This window comes from Streptosporangium sp. NPDC050855, from assembly GCF_044456585.1.
GTDB classification, from domain to species: Bacteria; Actinomycetota; Actinomycetes; order Streptosporangiales; family Streptosporangiaceae; genus Streptosporangium; species Streptosporangium longisporum.
In genome coordinates this window covers 11,649-29,584 of sequence record NZ_JBITFY010000002.1, presented here as the reverse complement: position 1 = coordinate 29,584, position 17,936 = coordinate 11,649, and the positions used below count along the sequence as shown (strand labels likewise).

General features: G+C 72.8%; 17 protein-coding genes. 7 read left to right on the top strand and 10 right to left on the bottom strand.

Annotation, left to right across the window (positions count from 1 at the left end; translation table 11 throughout):
• Nucleotides 1-7: 7 nt before the first annotated feature.
• The 3 genes from ACIBCT_RS05235 to ACIBCT_RS05225 all read right to left on the bottom strand — a co-directional run bounded on the left by ACIBCT_RS05235 (nt 8) and on the right by ACIBCT_RS05225 (nt 1,563).
• Nucleotides 8-553 carry a DedA family protein gene (locus ACIBCT_RS05235; protein ID WP_399186133.1) on the bottom strand — a complete coding sequence of 182 codons (546 nt, stop codon included), beginning with the start codon at nt 551-553 and terminating at the stop codon, nt 8-10.
• A gap of 192 nt (nt 554-745) precedes the next feature.
• A complete protein-coding gene (locus ACIBCT_RS05230; protein WP_399186132.1) occupies nt 746-1,072 on the bottom strand; it encodes a transcriptional regulator in 327 nt (108 codons plus the stop codon).
• Nucleotides 1,069-1,563: a hypothetical protein gene (locus ACIBCT_RS05225; protein WP_399186131.1), complete on the bottom strand. Its 495-nt coding sequence runs from the start codon at nt 1,561-1,563 to the stop codon at nt 1,069-1,071. Before ACIBCT_RS05225 ends, ACIBCT_RS05230 begins: the two co-directional genes overlap by 4 nt.
• A gap of 234 nt (nt 1,564-1,797) precedes the next feature.
• On the opposite strand from ACIBCT_RS05225, the gene ACIBCT_RS05220 reads away from it, so the two are divergent.
• Complete coding sequence (locus tag ACIBCT_RS05220) at nt 1,798-2,481, top strand: hypothetical protein (protein ID WP_399186130.1); 684 nt, start codon at nt 1,798-1,800, stop codon at nt 2,479-2,481.
• Nucleotides 2,482-2,512: 31 nt separating this feature from the next.
• Here the strand turns inward: ACIBCT_RS05220 and ACIBCT_RS05215 are convergent, their stop codons facing one another.
• Genes ACIBCT_RS05215 through ACIBCT_RS05205 form a run of 3 tightly spaced genes read right to left on the bottom strand, consistent with a single transcriptional unit; the run spans nt 2,513 to nt 7,878 of the window.
• On the bottom strand, nt 2,513-5,899 hold the full coding sequence (locus tag ACIBCT_RS05215) for a BTAD domain-containing putative transcriptional regulator (protein WP_399186129.1): 3,387 nt from the start codon (nt 5,897-5,899) through the stop codon (nt 2,513-2,515).
• Between the two features lie 41 nt (nt 5,900-5,940).
• A complete protein-coding gene (locus ACIBCT_RS05210) occupies nt 5,941-7,002 on the bottom strand; it encodes a YbhN family protein (protein WP_399186128.1) in 1,062 nt (353 codons plus the stop codon).
• 54 nt (nt 7,003-7,056) lie between these two features.
• Nucleotides 7,057-7,878, bottom strand: a complete 822-nt coding sequence (locus ACIBCT_RS05205) for a PIG-L family deacetylase (RefSeq protein ID WP_399186127.1) — start codon at nt 7,876-7,878, stop codon at nt 7,057-7,059.
• 69 nt (nt 7,879-7,947) lie between these two features.
• Here ACIBCT_RS05205 and ACIBCT_RS05200 point away from each other — a divergent pair, with 69 nt between their 5' ends.
• Nucleotides 7,948-9,165: a glycosyltransferase family 4 protein gene (locus ACIBCT_RS05200; protein WP_399186126.1), complete on the top strand. Its 1,218-nt coding sequence runs from the start codon at nt 7,948-7,950 to the stop codon at nt 9,163-9,165.
• A gap of 310 nt (nt 9,166-9,475) precedes the next feature.
• On the opposite strand, the gene ACIBCT_RS05195 is transcribed toward ACIBCT_RS05200, so the two are convergent.
• Nucleotides 9,476-9,868, bottom strand: coding sequence for a hypothetical protein (locus ACIBCT_RS05195; RefSeq protein ID WP_399186125.1), 393 nt, complete (start codon nt 9,866-9,868; stop codon nt 9,476-9,478).
• Nucleotides 9,869-10,002: 134 nt separating this feature from the next.
• On the opposite strand from ACIBCT_RS05195, the gene ACIBCT_RS05190 reads away from it, so the two are divergent.
• Complete coding sequence (locus ACIBCT_RS05190; RefSeq protein WP_399186124.1) at nt 10,003-11,343, top strand: APC family permease; 1,341 nt, start codon at nt 10,003-10,005, stop codon at nt 11,341-11,343.
• Between the two features lie 388 nt (nt 11,344-11,731).
• Here ACIBCT_RS05190 and ACIBCT_RS05185 read toward each other — a convergent pair whose 3' ends face one another.
• Nucleotides 11,732-13,000: a hypothetical protein gene (locus ACIBCT_RS05185; protein WP_399186123.1), complete on the bottom strand. Its 1,269-nt coding sequence runs from the start codon at nt 12,998-13,000 to the stop codon at nt 11,732-11,734.
• Nucleotides 13,001-13,121: 121 nt separating this feature from the next.
• Between ACIBCT_RS05185 and ACIBCT_RS05180 the strand changes: the two genes are divergently transcribed.
• A complete protein-coding gene (locus tag ACIBCT_RS05180; RefSeq protein ID WP_399186122.1) occupies nt 13,122-13,475 on the top strand; it encodes an STAS domain-containing protein in 354 nt (117 codons plus the stop codon).
• 100 nt (nt 13,476-13,575) lie between these two features.
• On the top strand, nt 13,576-13,941 hold the full coding sequence (locus tag ACIBCT_RS05175; protein WP_399186121.1) for an STAS domain-containing protein: 366 nt from the start codon (nt 13,576-13,578) through the stop codon (nt 13,939-13,941).
• An 89-nt stretch (nt 13,942-14,030) separates the two neighbouring features.
• On the opposite strand, the gene ACIBCT_RS05170 is transcribed toward ACIBCT_RS05175, so the two are convergent.
• Together ACIBCT_RS05170 and ACIBCT_RS05165 are read right to left on the bottom strand one after the other, a co-directional pair.
• Entirely contained in the window at nt 14,031-14,765 is a 735-nt protein-coding gene (locus tag ACIBCT_RS05170; RefSeq protein ID WP_399186120.1) for a glycosyltransferase family 2 protein, read from the bottom strand.
• Between the two features lie 280 nt (nt 14,766-15,045).
• The gene (locus ACIBCT_RS05165) at nt 15,046-15,330 is read right to left on the bottom strand and encodes a hypothetical protein (RefSeq protein WP_399186119.1); all 285 of its coding nucleotides are present in this window, start codon (nt 15,328-15,330) and stop codon (nt 15,046-15,048) included.
• 227 nt (nt 15,331-15,557) lie between these two features.
• On the opposite strand from ACIBCT_RS05165, the gene ACIBCT_RS05160 reads away from it, so the two are divergent.
• Nucleotides 15,558-17,018, top strand: coding sequence for a helix-turn-helix domain-containing protein (locus ACIBCT_RS05160; protein WP_399186118.1), 1,461 nt, complete (start codon nt 15,558-15,560; stop codon nt 17,016-17,018).
• Nucleotides 17,018-17,923, top strand: coding sequence for a phosphotransferase enzyme family protein (locus ACIBCT_RS05155; protein ID WP_399186117.1), 906 nt, complete (start codon nt 17,018-17,020; stop codon nt 17,921-17,923). Before ACIBCT_RS05160 ends, ACIBCT_RS05155 begins: the two co-directional genes overlap by 1 nt.
• Nucleotides 17,924-17,936: the final 13 nt, after the last annotated feature.

Genomic DNA, 17,936 nt, shown 5'->3' with positions numbered 1-17,936 from the left:
TGTCACATCAGGCGGCGGTGATCCGCTCCGCCTCGGCGTCGGCCTCGCGACGGGCGGCCCGCAGGCGCCGGCGCCGCCGGACGAGGACGACGATCACCGCGACCACCGCCAGCGCGGCCAGGGCGGCGAGCAGCGGCGACCGCGCGGCCAGCCCCAGCCAGCCCCAGATCACCGAGTACAGGCCGAAGGACGTCACCGGCACCCAGGTCAGGCAGCCGAGCGCGCTGGCCACGACGTACCACGGGTAGGAGATCCGCAGCACCCCGGCCACCCAGGGCAGGGTGTGGCGCAGGCCGGGCACCCAGAAGCAGGCGTAGACGGCGAGCGCGCCCCACTTCCGCACCACGTTCTCGACCCGGGTGATGTTCTCCTGGCCGATCCTGAGACCCAGCCGCGAGGCGTAGAGCCGGGAGCCCAGCACGTGGCCGATCCAGTAGTACGCCTGGAACGCGCCGAACAGGGCCACGCCGCCGACGACCACCCAGAGCCACAGGGGCATGCCCAGGAACGACGCGGACGTCGGGTCGGGGATGCCCGCCACAACAGGTCGCACTCCGAACATCACCACCAGGGTCGTCTCACCTGCCTGTACCGATATTAGGCCAGGCTTACCTGGAACGGCCGGGCGGAGCCCCCCGAACGCCCGGCTCCATCACGCCGCATCATCCGCCACGCCACGCCACGCGCCACGGCCACGTGGGCGAGGATCGGCCTCGTGGCCCCGCCGGGGAGGTCCTCCTCCTGTTCAGCCCGCGACGTCGGGGCTGCCCTCGGCGATCCGGGCGAGCGCGGCCAGGTGGTCCTCCAGGGCGCTTCTCCCCTCGGCGGTGAGTGCCACCCAGGTGAGCCGGCGGGCATCCGCTCGGACAGGTGAGCTCTCCTTGCGTACCGTGACGAAGCCGGCCTCGACGAGCACCCTGAGGTTCTTGGACAGGTTCGCGTCGTTCAGTCCGAGGGTGTCCCTGATGAGGGCGAACTCGAGTTCCGACATGCGCCGCAGCAGCCCGCAGATACGCAGGCGCACCGGTGAGTGGATGACCTCGTTGAACGCGGGGGTGGGCGGGGCGCTCATGCGCGCCCGCCGGCGCCATGGGCGAGCTCATCGCGGAGGACGTCGTCATAGCGTCGGCCGAACACGACGATCACACCGAAGGCGAAGGCCGCCGGCAACAGCCCCCACCATGGCGCGGTACCGGTGAACTTGACGACCAGAGCGGCGAGCATGGCGAGGACGAGCACTCCGAGCATCGTGTGCGACAGGCGCCTGCCGCGGGGACCCGCCGGCTGGGTGATGGAGATCCCGTAGCGCCGGTTGTAGGTGGTGATGAGCAGGGGGATCGCGACGATGCCGAGGGCCATGACGATGAAGGACGCCACCCCCGGCAGTGCCTGGGCGCCGGTGAGCACCCCCACGATCAGACCGAGGACGGGGTGGTACCACCATGGCGTGACCACCCGCTCGGCGAGCCTGGCACCGTCCAGGCCGAGACGGTCCAGGGTGTCGCGTGCCTGGGACGAGGTGAGGGGGCCCTCGCCGCCGTCGGGGCGGAAGTCGTTTTCCATGTCGGCAACTCTATCTATGACTTGCGCATTTGGAAAGTCATGTGCGCGGACGCGGGCGGTGGCCCTGCGATCCGGCGGCCCTCGGGATTCGCCGGCGCGTCGGTGGATCGGTGCCCCCGGGCGGCCCTGAGCGAGGGTGGGCGGCCCTCGGATGTTCACCCGCTGCAAGCGGACGTCAACTCCCGGGCAAGGACGGGGGCGTACACCTGGAGGTAGCGAAGAAAGGTGTCCGTCATGAGTCCGCGTGGCAGTGTGGTCCCGGTACTGACCGGTGGGGTCGCGAGCGTCGTCAGGCTGCTCGTCGCCACCCTCGCCTTCGCCGGTGTCTACCTGGGCGTGTGGGGCACGCCCGGTGTCCCGGCCCAGGCTCCGGTGTCGGCCTCGGCCGAGGTGACGGACCGGGGGGCGGTACGCACGGTGCTGCTCGCCTCACGATCGACCCCGGCCGACGCGACCCCGTCCGCGAAGACCCCGTCCGCGAAGACCCCGGCCGTGAACGACCCGGCCGCCAGGACACGGGCCGCCAGGACGAACGCCGGCACGGACGCGGCCCCGAAGACCCCGAACACCCCGGCCGCGAAGGACCCGGCCGCCGTCGGGCGGGTCACGGTGGCGGGCAGGATCTCCGTCGGCGAGGGCGGCGCGCTCGGCCCCTGCGACAGCCCGTACCTGGCCCGGACGGTCGTCGGCAACGAGGACCCGCGGGCCGTCGTCTCCTACGCCTGGCGCCTGGAGCGGTGGAGCGCGGCCACCCACCGCTGGCACACCTACCTCAACGCCGGGGCCGGTTTCACCGGCGAGGACCAGGTCGTCGAGTGGCGCCCCCGGATCGTCGACAACCCCGGCTGGTACCGCGTCGTGCTCTCGGTCGAGGACGAGCGCCCGCTGCGCAGCGAGCGGTTCCTCGTCACCTGCTGACCGGCCGCGAACGCGCCGGGCGCCGGACGGCTCAGCCGCCCAGGGAACGCTGTGCCGCCTCCACCCAGCGGCTCACGCCGACCCGCTGGGCCACCGCGAGGGCGTTCTCGTAGTGCGGCCTGACCGCGTCGGTGAAGCCCAGCCGCAGCGCCAGGTCGCCCAGGGTCAGGGCGACCGGCCAGAGCGCCACCACGCCGGTGCCCGCGCCCGCGATCCGGTCGGCGAACGGCTTCAGCGTGTCGTACGCCTCGACCATCCGCTCGCGGTCCTCCAGCAGCATCCCGGCCAGGGCCCGCCAGACCATCGCCAGCTCGTAGAGGAAGTCCGGCCGGACGGGCGTCTTCACCGCGATGACGGCCCTGGCGTCGCGGTGGTGACCGGCCGAGGCGAGCGCCACCGCGTAGGCGTCCAGCGTCCACTTGGCCCCGCGCTGGTGCGCCTCGGCCAGCGGCTCGACCATCTCGGCGGCCCGCCCGTTGACCAGGTGCAGGCAGAAGGTGGTGATCAGCGGCAGGTCCTGGCGGCCCTCCAGCATCCCGGCCTTGGCGGTCAGCCGGGCGGCGTCGCGGTAGGCGCGCGTCGCCCCGGCGAAGTCACCGGCGATCATCAGGCGCTGCCCGGCGTACCAGGCGACCACGGCGGCGGGCGCGGACAGGCCGTACTGCCTGGCCAGCTGCTCGGCGGTGGCCACGTGCGCGTCGGCCTCGGCGAACGCGCCCGAGGCGGCCGCGCACTCCATCAGCACCAGGTGCGCCAGGGCCTGCACCGAGACCTGCCCGCTCGCCCTGCCGACCTCCAGCAGCTCCCTGCCGATGACCTCGCGCTCGCCCACCGGGGTGATGGCGTACGACTGGCGCAGCCGCCCGCTCAGCGCGGTCGCCAGCAGGGCCGGGTCGCCCGAGCGCCGGGCCAGCTCCTCGGCCTCCAGCGAGGCCTGCTCGCCGCGCGGGGTGGCCGAGCCCTCCAGCTCCAGGGCGAGCGTGGCCAGCAGGCTCGCCCGCAGCGACTGCTCGCCCGGGGGCAGCTCGACCAGCGCCTGCTCGGCGACGTCGACGATCTCCCAGGCGGTACGGGTGAAGTCGCGGGCCATGCCCTTGTGCGGCACGGCCAGCGAGGCGGCCACCCGGGCGGTGAGTTCGAGGTTGCCCAGCGGCAGCGCCGCGTCCATCGCCTCGCGCCGCCGTCTGCGGGCCGCGGCCATGTCACCGCAGAGCGCCAGGGCCTTGATCAGCCGCAGGGTGAGCAGCAGGCGGTCGCGGGTGCTCTCGGGGGTGTGGGTGATGCCCGACCGGTCGAAGGCGTCGATGGCCTGCTCCCACAGGGTCGCGGCCTCGCGGTGGGCGAAGCGGCGCTCGGCCTGCTCGGCGGCGAGCCCGGCGTAGTGCACCGTCTTGATGGCGGTCTCGCTGGTCCCCGCCGAGGCGTAGTGGTGGGCCAGCGCGGCCACGTCCCCGGGGTTCCTGCGCTCGATCACCGCGGCCACCGCCGCGTGCAGCCGGGAGCGGCGCAACCGGGAGGCGTCGGAGTACAGGGTGTCGCGCACCAGGTCGTGGTCGAAGCGGAGCAGGCCCGGCCCCGGCTCGGTGACCAGCCCGGCCAGCAGCGCCGCCTCCACCGCGTCGACCACGGCCTCCTCGTCACCGGCCACGTCGACCAGCACGTCCACGTCCACGTCGCGGCCGATCACCGCGGCCTGCAGCAGGATCTGCTGGGCGGACTGCGGCAGGCGGGAGATCCGCCGCCGCAGCACGTCGCGGACGCCCGAGGGCACACCGGAGATCACCTCGGCGGCCGTGGCGCGGTCGCTGACCGCCTCGGCGTCGAGCAGGCGGACCGTCTCGCGGACGAAGAACGGGTTGCCGCCGGTGCGCTCGACGATGCTGTTCACCGCGTCCTCGTCGACCTCGCGCACGCAGGTGGCCCGCACCAGCTCGGCCACCGCCTTGGTGTCCAGGCCGGTCAGGCCGACCCGGACCGGGCCGAGCCTGGCCAGCGCGGCCAGCACGTCGGCCTGCTGGTCGGTCAGCTCGCTGTCGCGGCAGGTCACCACGAGCAGCACCCGGCTGGTGGCCAGCAGGCTGGGCAGCGCGCGCAGCAGCGCCAGCGTCTGGTCGTCGGCCCAGTGCAGGTCCTCCAGGGTCAGCAGGATCGGCGTCTCCTTGGCGACCGCGGCGAGGTAGCCGCCCACCGCCCGGTGCAGCCGGAAGCCTCCCGAGGCCTGGTCGTCGTCGGGCTCGGGGGCCGCGTCGTCCAGGAGCGGGGCCAGCAGCGAGGCGTACTCGCCAGGACCGGCCGCGTTCACCAGGGTGCGCAGGATCTCCACCCAGGCCCAGCCCGGGGGCGTGGCGCTGCTGTCGGGGCAGGCGCCCGAGGAGATGCCCCAGCCGTCCTGCGACAGCCGCCTGATGAGCTGGCGGACCAGGGTGGTCTTGCCCGCCCCGGCGTCCCCGCTGATGATCGCGACGGTGAAGCGGCCGGTCCTGGCGGCCGCGGTGGTGAGCCTGCCCAGCTCGGCGTCGCGGCCGACGAACGGCTCGGGCTCCAGCGGCGGGAGCTCCACCTGGGCGATCGTCGGCCTGGGCGGCCAGGTGTCGGCGGACACCGCCTGCGGGCGCTGCCTGGCCTGCGGTGACACGGCGAGCTGCAGGCCCGGGTCCTGCGACAGGATGTCGGACTCCAGCTTGCGCAGCGCGGGGCCGGGGTCGATGCCCAGCTCGTCGGAGAGGATCGTGCGCGCCCTGCGCAGCGCGGCCAGCGCGTCGCCCTGGCGCCCGCACCGGTAAAGGCCCAGGGCGAGCAGCCGCCAGCCCTCCTCGCGGAGCGGGTGCTCGGTGGTCAGCGCCTCCAGGTCGGGCACGGACTCGGCGGGCAGGCCCATCCTCAGGCCGCTGTCGGCGTGCCGCTCGCGGGCCACCAGGCGCAGCTCGGTGAGCCGGTTGACCTCGGCCTCGGCCCACGGCTGGTCGGCGAAGTCGGAGTACGGCGTGCCGCGCCACAGGCCCAGGGCCTTCTCCAGGCGGGCCCGCGCCGGGGCCGGCTCGTCGGCCTCCAGCCGCTCACCGGCGCTGCGGACCAGCGTCTCGAAGCGCAACGCGTCGACCTGGTCGGGGGCGGCGCGCAGCGCGTACCCCGAGGCGACGGTCACCAGGAGCCGGTTGGGCCCGCCCCGCGGGCGGCCGGGCTCCAGCACCCTCCGCAGCCGGGAGATGTACACCTGCAGGCCGGACTGCGCGCCCTTGGCCGCGTCGTCGTCCCAGAGGTCGTACAGCAGCGAGTCGACGGGCACCACCTGACCGCGTGCCACGAGCAGGCGGGCCAGGACCGCACGCTGACGCAGCCCGCCCAGGTCGAGCTCGTCCTCGCCGGAGTACGCCTCGACCGGGCCGAGAACTCGGAACGCCACCATGTCAGCCGTCACGCTATGCGGGCCTTCGGATCGCGCACAAGGTATTTCCCAATCTAGCGGCTGATCGACTCCTTTTCAGGGGCCGGTGCGGCGTTCTCACGCCGGCGCAGGAACGTCCACGCGCCGAGCGCCAGCCCGCCGAAGGGGATTTCGACAGTGTAGGTCCAGAAGCCGAAAAGCAGTGCGGCGGCGGTGGCCGAGTCCAGCGGGGCGCCGAAGAAGACCAGGGCGCCGATGGTCCCGGCCTCCATTATCCCCGTACCGCTCGGGGTGACCAGGGCCGTGGTGAGGACCCGGGAGAGGGCGAACGCGGCGATCGACTGGGCCAGCCCCGGGTACGCGCCGGTGGCCTGCAGGCAGACGACCAGGATCAGCCACTGGAACCCCAGGAAGAAGGCCATGCCCAGGGTCAGCCCGGCCCAGCGGTGCCGTACGACCTCGGAGGTGTCGGCCCGCAGCCTGCCCAGCGCCTCGGAGGCGGCGTGCTCACCGGGCCGGACGCGGCGCGGCAGCAGCCGGGCCAGCACGTCCAGGCCCCGGCCCAGCAGGGCGGCGGCGCGGTCCCAGTAGAGCGCGGCGGCCACCACCGCGACCAGGACGAGGATGGAGAGCGCGCCCGCCCAGCCCGCGCGGGTCACCGCCGGGCTGAGGGCCTGCCCGCTGAGGAGCAGGGCCACGATGCCCGCCGCGGGCAGCAGGAAGCGGAACAGCGTGTTCCAGATGCCGGTGGTCAGGGTGGAGACCACCACCGCCCTGGCCGGGAAACCCCACCCCTTGGTCATCGCGAACGTCACCGCGACCCCGGCCGCGCCGCCGAAGGGCAGCAGGTTGCTCACCGCGCTGCCGCCCGCGTTCAGCGTCAGGGCCTGCAGGTGGTTCAGGCCGGGCAGGGAGGCGGTCAGCACGAACGTGTAGGACAGCAGGCTGAGCAGCCAGACCGCGGCCATCAGCGCGATCTCCCCGGGCCCCAGCGCGGCGAACTGGGCGCCGATCTGCGGCCAGGAGACCTGCTTGCCGGTCAGGGCGCCCACCACCTGGGGCATGAAGACCACGAGCGTGACGGCCAGCGCCAGCGACGCGACCGACAGCCCGACCTGCACCCACCTGTTCCTCATCTGCCACACCCCCTCGTCATGGGACGACCCCGACCAAGTCTGCCGGTCCCGTCCTCATCCTTTGGGAGGAACTTCGAAGGGGTGCCTCAGCCGGGAGCCCAGGGGGGCGTCCCGGCGGACGTACCACTCGGTGCCGAAGATCAGGCGGTAGAGCGGCTGAGGGATCTTGAGCATCACCCCGAGCGTGCGGGTGTCGGCGCCGGTGGCCTGGGAGGCGTGGGCGGCCATGCTCGCCCGCTTCTGCCGGGCGAAGCGCCGCACGGCGACCCGGTGGGTGATCACGTCGCCGGGGGAGTAGGCCCGCTCGAAGGCCCGGATGTCGAGCTGCGGGTAGAACCGCCGGGCCAGCCTCAGCCCGCGCAGCAGGGGGTCGCGGTTGACCGTGGCCTCCAGCACGATCGGGGTCCCGGCGATCTCGGCGGCCCGGCCGCCGACCCGGTGCACCTGGACGTGGTCGGGGTGACCGTAGCCGCCCGCGGGGTCGTAGGTGGTGAGCAGGTCGGCCTTCTCCTCGGTGAGGACGGCGGCCAGCCGGCCCGCGGCCTCCTCGACGTCGGCGTCGATGAAGGCGCCGTCCGGGCGGTCGTCGGCGACCCCGCCGCCGGGGGCGAGCCCGGAGTCGGCGTAGCCGAGGTTCACCACCCGGGCGCAGCCGAGCGCCGCCGCCGAGGCGTACAGCTCGGCCATCCTGGTGGCGCCCAGCGCCTCGCCGGGTTCGACGTCGGCCTGGCCGCGTTCACCCGAGGTCGCCACGACGAGCACCACCCGGTGCCCCTCGGCGGCGAGCATCGCCATGGTGCCCGCGGTCAGCAGGGCCTCGTCGTCGGGGTGGGCATGGAAGAACACTGCTGTCCTGGCGGTGCTGATCGGGTTCACTCCGTTCGCGGCTCGGATGCGCCCTCATGGGCACGCAGGCATGATCTCACGCGGGTCTACGCTGGCACGGTGAGGATCCTCCACATCAGTGACTGTTACCTGCCGCGCCTGGGCGGGATCGAGGTGCAGGTCGCCGATCTGATCCGGATGCAGCGGCAGGCGGGTCACCAGGTCGAGGTGGCCACGGCCACCCCGGGTGAACCCCTGGCCGGAGTGCACAGGATCGTCGCGCGTCTCCCCTTCGACCTGCCGGTCCACCCTCTGGGGACGGGGTACCTGCTCCGCCTGATGAGGGCGCGGCGCCCCGACGTGGTGCACGTGCACGCCGGGGCGGTCTCGCCGTTCGCCTGGATGGGCGTGCGGGCGGCGGCGCGGGCCGGGCTGCCCGTGGTCGTCACCGTGCACAGCATGTGGGACCCGGTCACCCGGGCCGTGTACCGGGGGCTGCGGCTGCTGTCGGGCTGGCACCGTTGGGGCCTGGTCGGCACCGCGGTGAGCGAGGCCGCGGCCCTGCCGATCCGCGCGGTGGCCGGACCCCGCGTGCCGGTGCACGTGGTCTCCAACGGCCTGGACGTCTCCGGCTGGCGCTCCGCCCCCTTCGGCGCACCGGCCGACGACCCCGCTACGGCGCTGCCCGGAGGAGGGTCCGGTCCGGGCCTCGATCCCGGCGCCGGGCCGTCCTTTGGTCCGGGGGACGATCCCGTACGGACCGGACCGGACGAAGGGCCCGCGCCCGTGCACGTGGTGGCGGTGGGACGGCTGGCGCCCCGCAAGCAGCCGCTGCGGTTGCTGCGGCTGCTGCGCCAGGCCCGCGCCCAGGTGCCGGCGGAGATACCGATGCGGGCCACCGTCGTCGGGGACGGCCCGGCCCGGTCCCGGATGGAGCGCTACCTGAGGGTCAACGGGATGACCGGCTGGGTCTCCCTCCCGGGCCGCTACAGCCGGGAGCGGATCCGCGAGCTGCTCGCCTCGACGGACGTGTTCGTCGCGCCCGCGCCGCGCGAGTCCTTCGGGCTGGCCGCGCTGGAGGCCAGGGCGGCCGGGGTGCCGGTGGTGGCCCGCGCGCAGAGCGGGGTGGCCGACTTCGTCCGGCCCGGCAAGGAGGGGTTGCTCGGGCGGAGTTTCGACGATCTGGTCACGTCGGTGGCCAGGCTGGTGCGGGACCGGGAGCTGCGCGAGTCGATCGCGGCGCACAACCGGGAGACCGAGCCGGTCCGCAGTTCCTGGCCGGCCGTGCTGGAGGGTTTCGAACGCTGCTACGAGCAGGCCCGCTCCATCCGGACCTGACGGGAGCGCCGCGAAGGGCGACCGACCGTGAAATGCGGCCGATCGCAAGGGGTGGCCGATCGCAAGGGGTGGCCGGTCGCGAGGGGTGGCCGGCCGGGAAGGGCGGCCGGTCGTGAAGGGCGGCCGGTCGTGAAGGGCCGGGAAAACCCGAAGACCCCCGCCGTGCGATGGCGGGGGTCTTCGGGTGTCCGGTACGGCCGCCGCGCCGCACTGCCCCCCGCAGGCGGAGCGGCGGCCGTACCGTTGCCGTCCCGGCCGGGCCCGGGTGCCTCCCCGTCGTCAGGAGGCACGGGCACCGGCGGGAGGGCCGTCAGGAGCAGGCGGCGGCGAGCTTGGAGCTGGCCTCCTGCATCTTCGACGTCAGCGGCCCCATGGCGGCGGCCGCGGCGGCCGGGTCGTTGGCGTCGATCTTGACCGCCTCGAACGAGGTCGCCATGTCGTTCAGGGCGGCGGCCACGTCACCGTCGGCGTTCGCCGCCTGGGCCTTGAGGTCGGTGCCGAGCTTGGCGGTCGCGGCGTTGAACTTCGCCGGGTCACCCGCGCTACCGGTGGCGGCGGTGGTGAAGTCGTTGAAGGACTTCGTCAAGGCGGTACCGGTGCAGACCTCGTCGTTGGCGGCGCTGCCACAGGCGGCGGTCATCGTGAAGAGGGCGGCTCCCGCGACGGCGACGGCGATACGGCGGGAGGAGAGTGCGCGGAACAATTTGTACCCTTCATTGCAGTTCGTGACAGTGGAGACCCTAGAAGGGTGACCTTGCGGGCCACTTTCACCTTGCTTACAGAAGTGACTCCTGTGACCTGACGTGATTCCATCCGGGCTCTGGGTAAGAGACGGGAATGGCTGAGGCGAACGTCGATCCGGGCTCCGGTCAGCACTCGCTCAAGCGGGTCATCGGCCGCAAGGTGCTGCTGCTGTTCGTGGTGGGCGACATCCTGGGCGCGGGCATCTACGCCCTGGTCGGCAAGGTCGCCGGGAACGTCGGCGGGGCGCTCTGGGTGCCCTTCCTGATCGCCTTCGTGCTGGCCGCCCTGACGGCGACCGCCTACGCCGAACTCGTCGGGAAGTACCCGCAGGCCGCCGGAGCGGCGCTCTACACGAACAAGGCGTTCAACATCCCGTTCGTCACGTTCATCGTGGCGTTCGCGGTGCTGATGAGCGGGATCACCTCGGCGAGCGCCGCGGCCCGCGCGTTCGGCGGCGACTACCTGGCGGAGTTCGTCTCGATCCCGGTCATCGTGGGCGCGTTCCTCTTCCTCGGCCTGATCACGCTGGTGAACCTCGCGGGCATCTCCGAGTCCGTCAAGGTGAACGTGGTGCTGACGATCATCGAGATCTTCGGGCTGCTGGTGATCATCGCGATCGGGATCTACGCCCTGATCGCCGGTGACGGCGAGCCGTCCCGGGCCCTGGAGTTCCACCCGGCCAACGGTGCCTTCCTCGGCGTCCTGGGCGGAACGGCCCTGGCCTTCTACGCGCTGCTGGGCTTCGAGGACTCGGTCAACCTCGCGGAGGAGGCCAAGGAGCCGCAGCGCGACTTCCCGCGCGCGCTCTTCGGTGGCCTGGCCGTCGCGGGGGTCGTCTACCTGGCGGTGGCGTTCACCGCCACCATGCTGGTCGACACCAAGACGCTGGTGGACTCCTCCGGCCCGCTGCTGGAGGTCGTCAAGGTGGCCGGGCTGGCGTTCCCGCCCAAGCTGTTCGCCCTGATCGCGCTGCTCGCGGTGGGCAACACCGCGCTGATCAACATGCTGATGGCCTCGCGCCTGGTCTACGGCATGGCGCGGGAGGGGATCGTGCCGCGGGTCTTCGCGACCGTGCACGCGTCGAGGGCGACCCCGTGGGTCTCCATCGTCTTCACGGTGTGCGTGGCCGCGGTGCTGGTCGCCACCGGGGACGTGAAGAACCTCGCGGACACCACCGTGCTCCTGCTGCTGTGCGTGTTCGCGATGGTCAACGTGGCCGTGCTGGTCCTGCGCAGGGACCGGGTGGACCACGATCACTTCCGGGCACCGAGTTGGATGCCCGTCCTGGGGGCGCTGGTCTGTCTCGTGCTGGTCCTGCCCATCGCCGGCAGGGCGGCGGACGTCTATCTGCGAGCGGGGGTCCTGCTCGCGATCGGGGCACTCCTGTGGTTCGTCAACCGGTTGTTCGTGTCAGAACGGAAGGGCGCGTCCTGAGGGGGTGCGCAGGTCGAGGGGCACGGGTTTCCGGGGCGGGCGAGGCTTGGTGAGAATCAGGACCTTTTTCATGTCGACTCCCTCTTTGTTGGAGTTTGAGAGAGACTACGTCAGTTGACCGACTTTTTCTGTGATTTTTTGCCGGGTACGTTCCGGGCCCCGCCGGGACGGGCCGGGAGGAGCCCGAGGTCGGAGACGGTGTGAGGCCCGGCGGGGGCCGCCCGCGGTGCGGCCGGCGGTCTCGACGGTGGTCGCGGAGCCCGGGGTCTCAGGGGCCGGAGATCCCGGCGGTTCCGGCGATCCCGGAGCCGGTGGCCTCGGCGACGGAGCTCTCGGTGGCGAAGGTCTCGCGGGGGAGGTCTCAGCGGCGGAGGTCTCAGCGGGGGTCTCAGCGGCGGAGGACGAACGCCTTCTCGTCGTCGCCCACCCCGACCGAGCCCACCGCCCAGAGCGTGCCGGTGCCCGGCACCCGGGTGAGGCCGGTGGCGGCGATGTCGTCGGTCCCCTCGTACTGCTGGCCGGAGGCGTGGGCGCGCAGCAGCGGGCCGTACTCGCGGGACCAGGAGGTCCCGTCGAAGTGCAGGACGAGCACCTGCCCGGCGTGGTCGGCGTCGACGCCGCTGATCCACACGTCGCCGGGGCCGGTGGCGGTGACGCCGTGCAGCGCCCCGCGGGCGACCGGCACCTCGACCCGGGTCCAGCGGCTCCCGTCCCAGCGCATGACCAGGGGGTTCGCGTCCTCGGCCGGGGGCCGGGCCCGCGCGGAGGCGGAGACCTGCCCGACCGCCCAGACCTCCGTCGGCGAGACCTGCCAGACCCGGTTGAGGACGCCGCCGGGAACCGGGGGCGTCCCGGGGCTCTCCCACGACCCGGCCGTGCCGTGCCAGACCAGCGGGGTGCGGGCGGCGCTCGTCCCCACCGCCCAGACGTGACCCTGGCGGGAGGTGATCCCGCGCAGGGTGCCCTCGGTGCTCAGCGCGTTGCGGAACCCGCCGTCCCCGGCCTCCAGCACGACCGCGCCCGAGGGGCCGTTCGCGGCGAACCAGGCGCCGCCGTCGCTCGTGGCGACGTCGGCCAGCCGGTAGTCCTCGGCCACCCCGAAGGGCTGGTACGGGGTCCAGTCCCGCCCGTCCCAGTGCGCGGCGAACGCGCTCGGGCCGTTGCCCACCACCCACACGTCACGCGGCCCGCCCGCGCTGACCCCCTCCAGGTGATGGGCGCCGGTGTCGTCCCCAACGGCCACCTCGCGCCAGCGGCTCCCGTTCCAGCGCAGCACGGCGGGGGTGCCCTCCCGGTCCTCGGCGCCGTCCTGGTACCCCACGGCCCAGGCGTCGCGGGGCCCGGTCGCGGCCACGTCGAGCAGCGCCGTGCTCCCCGGCAGGTCCGCCCCCTCGACGCCCGTCCAGGCGGAGGAGGCGGCGACCTGCCCGGTGGCGGAGGGGGCCGCGGTGGCCGAGGGGTCCGTGACGGGAGCGGACGACCCGGTCCCGCCCGGCGAGGGCACGGGCGGGGTGCCGTCCCGGGGGGTCGCGGGCCGGGGCGTGGCGGTGCCCGGTGCCGGGGCGGCGGTGGGGGCGGGCGTCGTGCGGCCCGCGCCGCAGGCGGCCAGCAGGAGCGTTCCGGCGACCAGGGCCGCCACCGGGCGCGGATTCGGCATGTCCTCATTCTCGCCCATGCGCCCGTCCCCGGGCCGTGCCCGCCAGGATTAGAACCTCCTGGCCGGGGCACCTGGGACGTAGGCGGAGAGGATACCGATGTCAAGGGCCGAAGAAGAGGCTGTGAGGTTTCGCGTCCGGGCCGACAGGCACGGCCGTTTCACCGCCCTGCACGCGGTGGGCGCGCTGGACTACGCCTCCTCCCCGCTGCTGAAGCGGGAGGCCGACGCCGCCCTGGGCGCCATGGACCGTCCCCGGCTGGTGATCGACCTCAGCGAGGTCACCTTCTGCGACTCCACCGGGTACGGCGTGCTGATGTACGCCCTCACCCGGGTCCGCCGGCTCGCCGGCTCGCTCGTGCTGGTCGGCACGTCCGCCGTGATGCGGAACCGGCTGAACCGCCTCGGGGTGGCCGAGCTGTTCGAGACCCGCCGTACCGTCGAGGAGGCGATGGAGACGTTTCCCGAGGCGACGTGAGCCCGTGCCGGTGACGGGAGTGAAGGCTCCGTCGTACCGGTCCGATCCGCGCCGTATGAGACAGTTGTGTTCTTGCGCAGGATCGTTCAGAGGGTTGGTCATGTTCGCGGGAAATGAGCCGGAGCCGGTGTTCACCGCCACGTCCGGGCTGCACGGTACGACGCTCGTGATCAGGGCGAGCGGGGAGCTGGACCACTACCGGACCCCGGTGCTGCGGGAGGAGATGTCCAGGGCCTGGAACACCCTGCGTTCGCCGATCCTCATCCTGGACCTGTCCGCCCTGACCTTCTGCGACTCCTCGGGGATCGGCGAGCTGCTCCAGGTGCGTCACCACGGCCTGACCGAGGGCGTGCGGGTGATCCTCACCGGCATCCAGGGGAATCTGGCCCGGCGGCTCACCCTGGCCGGGCTGCTGCCGGTGTTCGAGGTGTTCCCCTCGGTGGCCGACGCGCTGGAGGCCGCCTGAGGCGTCCCCGGCCGGGGAGGGCACGGCCGGGTTGATGACTGGGGTTCCGGACGGGTTCCGGCTTGTGTTCGGTGGTTTTCGGACGAGGGTCAGGCGGCGGTGGCGTGCTCCTGGCGGAGCCGGGCCGGGGCGGCGACGCGGCCGTCACGCTCGCGCAGGATGGTGCGGAGCACCCGCAGGCCGTCGCGGACGGCGTGCAGGTTGCTGGCGCCGTGGATGCGGCTGCGCTCGTGGCTGGGCACCTCGCGGATGACGAGGCCGGCCTGGGCGGCGCGGATGTTCATCAGGGTCTCGATCTCGAAGCCGTCGCAGTCGAGGTCGAGCGCGTCGAGGTGGCGGGCCCAGAAGGCGTTGTAGCCGTAGCACAGGTCGGTGTACGAGGTGCCGTACAGCCAATTGGTGATCTTGGTGAGGGCGGTGTTGCCCATCGAGCGGATCGGGCTGATGTCGTCGGACCCGCCTCCGGGGGCGCAGCGGGACCCCTTGGCGAAGTCGGCTCCCTCGACCAGCGCGGTCACGAAGGAGTGGATCTCCCGGCCGTCGGTGGACCCGTCGGCGTCGATCATGACGATGATGTCGCCGGTCGCGGCGGCGAACCCCTCGGTGAGGGCGTTGCCCTTGCCCTTGCCGGTCTGCCGGACGACGCGGAGGCCGGGACGGAGGGATCTGGCGACGGCCACCGTGTCGTCGACCGAGTTCCCGTCGACGAGGATCACCTCATCGATCCAGGACGGCAGGGTCGCGAAGACGTGAGGCAGGTTCTCCGCCTCGTTCATGGCGGGGACGACCACACTGACACTGAAGGCGAAAGGGGCACTGTTCATGGTCGAACGATGCACCGGGGCGCCTGCAGGCCACTTGCCAACCTCTTGCAAGCCTGACGCAGACGAACGGTCCTGAAGCATGACCTCTCCTTTTGGACAGTGAGAAGGTCGCTTTATGGACCGTCAAAAAGGGAGTATACGTCCCGACGGAGTGCGCAGGTCGAGGGGGGTGACCTCCCGGGGAGGGCGCGGACGTTGCACGACCTGGATCTTTTTCACTGCTCCGCCTCCGTGCTCGTCTTGATCACCAAGTGGTACCCATGCGGCGGCAAGGAATCACCTATCTCCGTATCACATGAAGAACACTGGCCACACGCTCCGCTGCCGTCGCCACGTCCTCGGCGTGCCCGATGCGGCCCGCCCAGGACAGCCAGAACCACCACTCGCCGTCCTCCTCGTGGGCCGCGAGCACGTCCTCGGTCCTGGCGGGCATCATCGGGTTGATCACGTGCAGCCTGGGATAGAGCCCGGTGGGCGACCTCAGGCGTACCTGGAAGGCGTGCGCCTCCAGCTGTGCGGCCAGCCGCCGCAGGTGGTCGACGGCCTCGCCGCTCTCTGCCCTCATCCGGATCACTCCCGCGGACGCCGATGGTTGCTTCTCTGCAGCGTGCGGTTTTGTGGCATCTGAGGCAATCGGTCCTTTCGCGGCATCTCCCCGGATCAGTGGAATAGAGCAGAAACCGGCCGCTGTTCCGTGGGGAAACCACGAATAAAGGGAATGCAATGCACAGGTGCGCTAAGAGCATGGTGCGCTCTTGTTAATGTTGCGTGAACAGTCCCGGGAGGAGCGCCGTGGCCCGAGGTGAGCATTCGCCCGCGTGCGCGCGCCGCTGGCGCGAACAGGCCGCGTCGCGGCAGTGGACCCACTGGCAGACCGCGCAGGCCATCCACGGATGCTGCGGGGTCAGCCTCCTCAAGGCCCACCGCCTGGCCAGGGGGTGGTCGGCCAGGCAGTCCGTCCAGGAGCTGGAGGAGCTGTGCGAGCGCCAGAGCCTGGGTGAGGCACGGGCCAGCATCGACCTGCTCAACGCCTGGGAGAACAACCGGGCCAGGCCGCGCCCGCAGACCATCGACCTGCTGGCCCGACTCTACCGGGCCAACGCCGTCAGGCTCGGCCTGGCCGGCGACTACTGCGACGACGGCGAGGGCGGCGCCAAGGTGGTGGTCGTCTCCGGCGGGGAGGCCCGCTCGCCGTACCGGGCCGAGGAGCGGGAACGGTCCGAGGAGGACATGGAGCGGCGCGCGCTGTTCCACCACGCGCTGCTCGGGCCCGGGTCGGTGATGACCGGCCGCCTGCTGGCCGAGGTCGAGCGCACCCGCCAGGACCTGGACCGCACGCTCGCGGTCACCACCGTCTCCGAGGAGCAGCTCGACCGGCTGGACGAGCAGGTGCTGAGCTACCGGCGCGAGTACATCAGCAGCGCCCCGCTGCCGATGCTCTACCGGCTGATGCTGGAGCTGTCGGACGTGCGGACGCTCTCGCTGGCCCGCCAGCCAGCGATGACCCAGCGCCGCCTGCTCAACGCGACCGTCATGCTGGCGCTGCTCTCGGCCGACGCGCTGATGAAGCTCGGCGACACCCGCCAGGCCCACGCCTGGTACGGCACCGCGCGCAACGCCGCCGACGACATGGGCGACGTGCGGCTGCGCGCCCTGGTCAGGGCACAGCAGGCGATGCTGCCGTACTACTACGGCGACCTGGCCGAGACCGTGCGGCTGGCGCGGGAGGCCCGGATGCTCGCGGGCAGCGCGCCCAGCTCCCCGGCCGCGCTCGGCGCGGCGGCCGAGGCGCGGGCACTGGCCAGGATGGGCGAGCACAAGGCCGCCAGGGTCGCCCTCGCCGAGGCGGAGCGGATCTTCGCCAGGATGCCCCCCGAGGGCCACGACCACCTGGCCTTCCGCTTCTCCGAACGGCGGCTGCAGTTCTACCGCATCGGCACCCTGATCGAGCTGGGCGAGGACGTGGACTGGAAACCGGGACCCACCGGGCTCTCCGGGCCTCCGGGGCCGTACGCCATCGACCCGGTGCTCATCCTGCTCGACCAGGCCGCGCACGTCCTGCGCCAGGGAAGGGCCGACGACGCCTGCGAGCTGGCCGAGAAGGCCCTGCTGCAGGTCCCGCCCGAGCACCGCACCTCGATCGTGGTCAACCGCGCCCGGGCGCTGTTGTCGGAGGTGCCGCAGACCCGGCACCGGGCGGCGGCCGTACGCCGCCTGGCCGATCTCGTCGCCGCCACGGCGCCGGTCAGCTGATGGGCTCGCTCGCCGAGGAGGCGTTCACCGTCCTGCGCGAGGTCTGCGAGGACCTCGGCATCGACCACCGGGACGCGGAGCTGCTGCGGGTGCGCAGCAACGCCGTCTTCAAGCTGCGCGGCGAGATCGTGGTCAGGATCGCCACCGCGCCCAACGCGCTGACCCGGCTGCCGCTGGTGCTCGCGGTGGCCCGCTGGCTCGCCGAGCAGGGCTTCCCCGCGGTGCGCCCGGCCGACGAGATCTCCCGGCAGCCCGTGGTGCACGACGGCAGGGTCGTCACGTTCTGGCACTACGTACCGGCCAGCGGGCGGCCCACCACCACCGAGTTGGGCGGGATCCTGCGCAGCCTGCACCTGCTGCCGGTGCCGCCGGTGGCGCTGCGGCGGTTCGCCGACCCGCTCTGCGAGGTACGCCGCGCCGTGGACCGCTCCGAGGAGCTCACCGGCTGCCAGCGCGCCTGGCTGAGCGACCGCATCGCCGAGCTGACCGAGCGCTGGTCGGACCTGGAGATGGACGACGCGCCGGTGCTGCTGCACGGCGACGCCTGGATCGACAACCTGCTGCGCTGCGCGGACGGCCACGTGGTGCTCTGCGACTGGGACGGCGTCGCGGTCGGCCCCCGCGAGTGGGACCTGGTGCACACCTACCACGGCCAGCGCCGCTTCGGCCTGACCGCCGCCGACGTGGACGCCTTCGCCGACGCCTACGGCAGCGACCTGCGTTCCTGGCCGGGCTACTCCACGCTGATGGAGGTCCGGGACGTCTACGCGGTGGGCATCCACATCCGCAACGCCTCCGCCGACCCCTTCTCCCGCCGTGAGCTGCCCCGCAGGCTCGACTCCCTCACCCGGGGCGAGCACAACGCCCGCTGGTACATGGCCGAGCCCGTCACGGCCTCTCCATAGGGACTCCCCGCGC

Bases quoted from the DNA above. Each gene is read 5' to 3' on its own strand.
- ACIBCT_RS05175 (WP_399186121.1), top strand. From the start codon at position 13,576: ATGTTCGCGGGAAATGAGCCGGAGCCGGTGTTCACCGCCACGTCCGGG.
- ACIBCT_RS05190 (WP_399186124.1), top strand. From the start codon at position 10,003: ATGGCTGAGGCGAACGTCGATCCGGGCTCCGGTCAGCACTCGCTCAAG.
- ACIBCT_RS05220 (WP_399186130.1), top strand. From the start codon at position 1,798: ATGAGTCCGCGTGGCAGTGTGGTCCCGGTACTGACCGGTGGGGTCGCG.
- ACIBCT_RS05210 (WP_399186128.1), bottom strand. From the start codon at position 7,002: ATGAGGAACAGGTGGGTGCAGGTCGGGCTGTCGGTCGCGTCGCTGGCG.
- ACIBCT_RS05185 (WP_399186123.1), bottom strand. From the start codon at position 13,000: ATGCCGAATCCGCGCCCGGTGGCGGCCCTGGTCGCCGGAACGCTCCTG.
- ACIBCT_RS05170 (WP_399186120.1), bottom strand. From the start codon at position 14,765: ATGAACAGTGCCCCTTTCGCCTTCAGTGTCAGTGTGGTCGTCCCCGCC.
- ACIBCT_RS05165 (WP_399186119.1), bottom strand. From the start codon at position 15,330: ATGAGGGCAGAGAGCGGCGAGGCCGTCGACCACCTGCGGCGGCTGGCC.
- ACIBCT_RS05225 (WP_399186131.1), bottom strand. From the start codon at position 1,563: ATGGAAAACGACTTCCGCCCCGACGGCGGCGAGGGCCCCCTCACCTCG.
- ACIBCT_RS05230 (WP_399186132.1), bottom strand. From the start codon at position 1,072: ATGAGCGCCCCGCCCACCCCCGCGTTCAACGAGGTCATCCACTCACCG.
- ACIBCT_RS05155 (WP_399186117.1), top strand. From the start codon at position 17,018: ATGGGCTCGCTCGCCGAGGAGGCGTTCACCGTCCTGCGCGAGGTCTGC.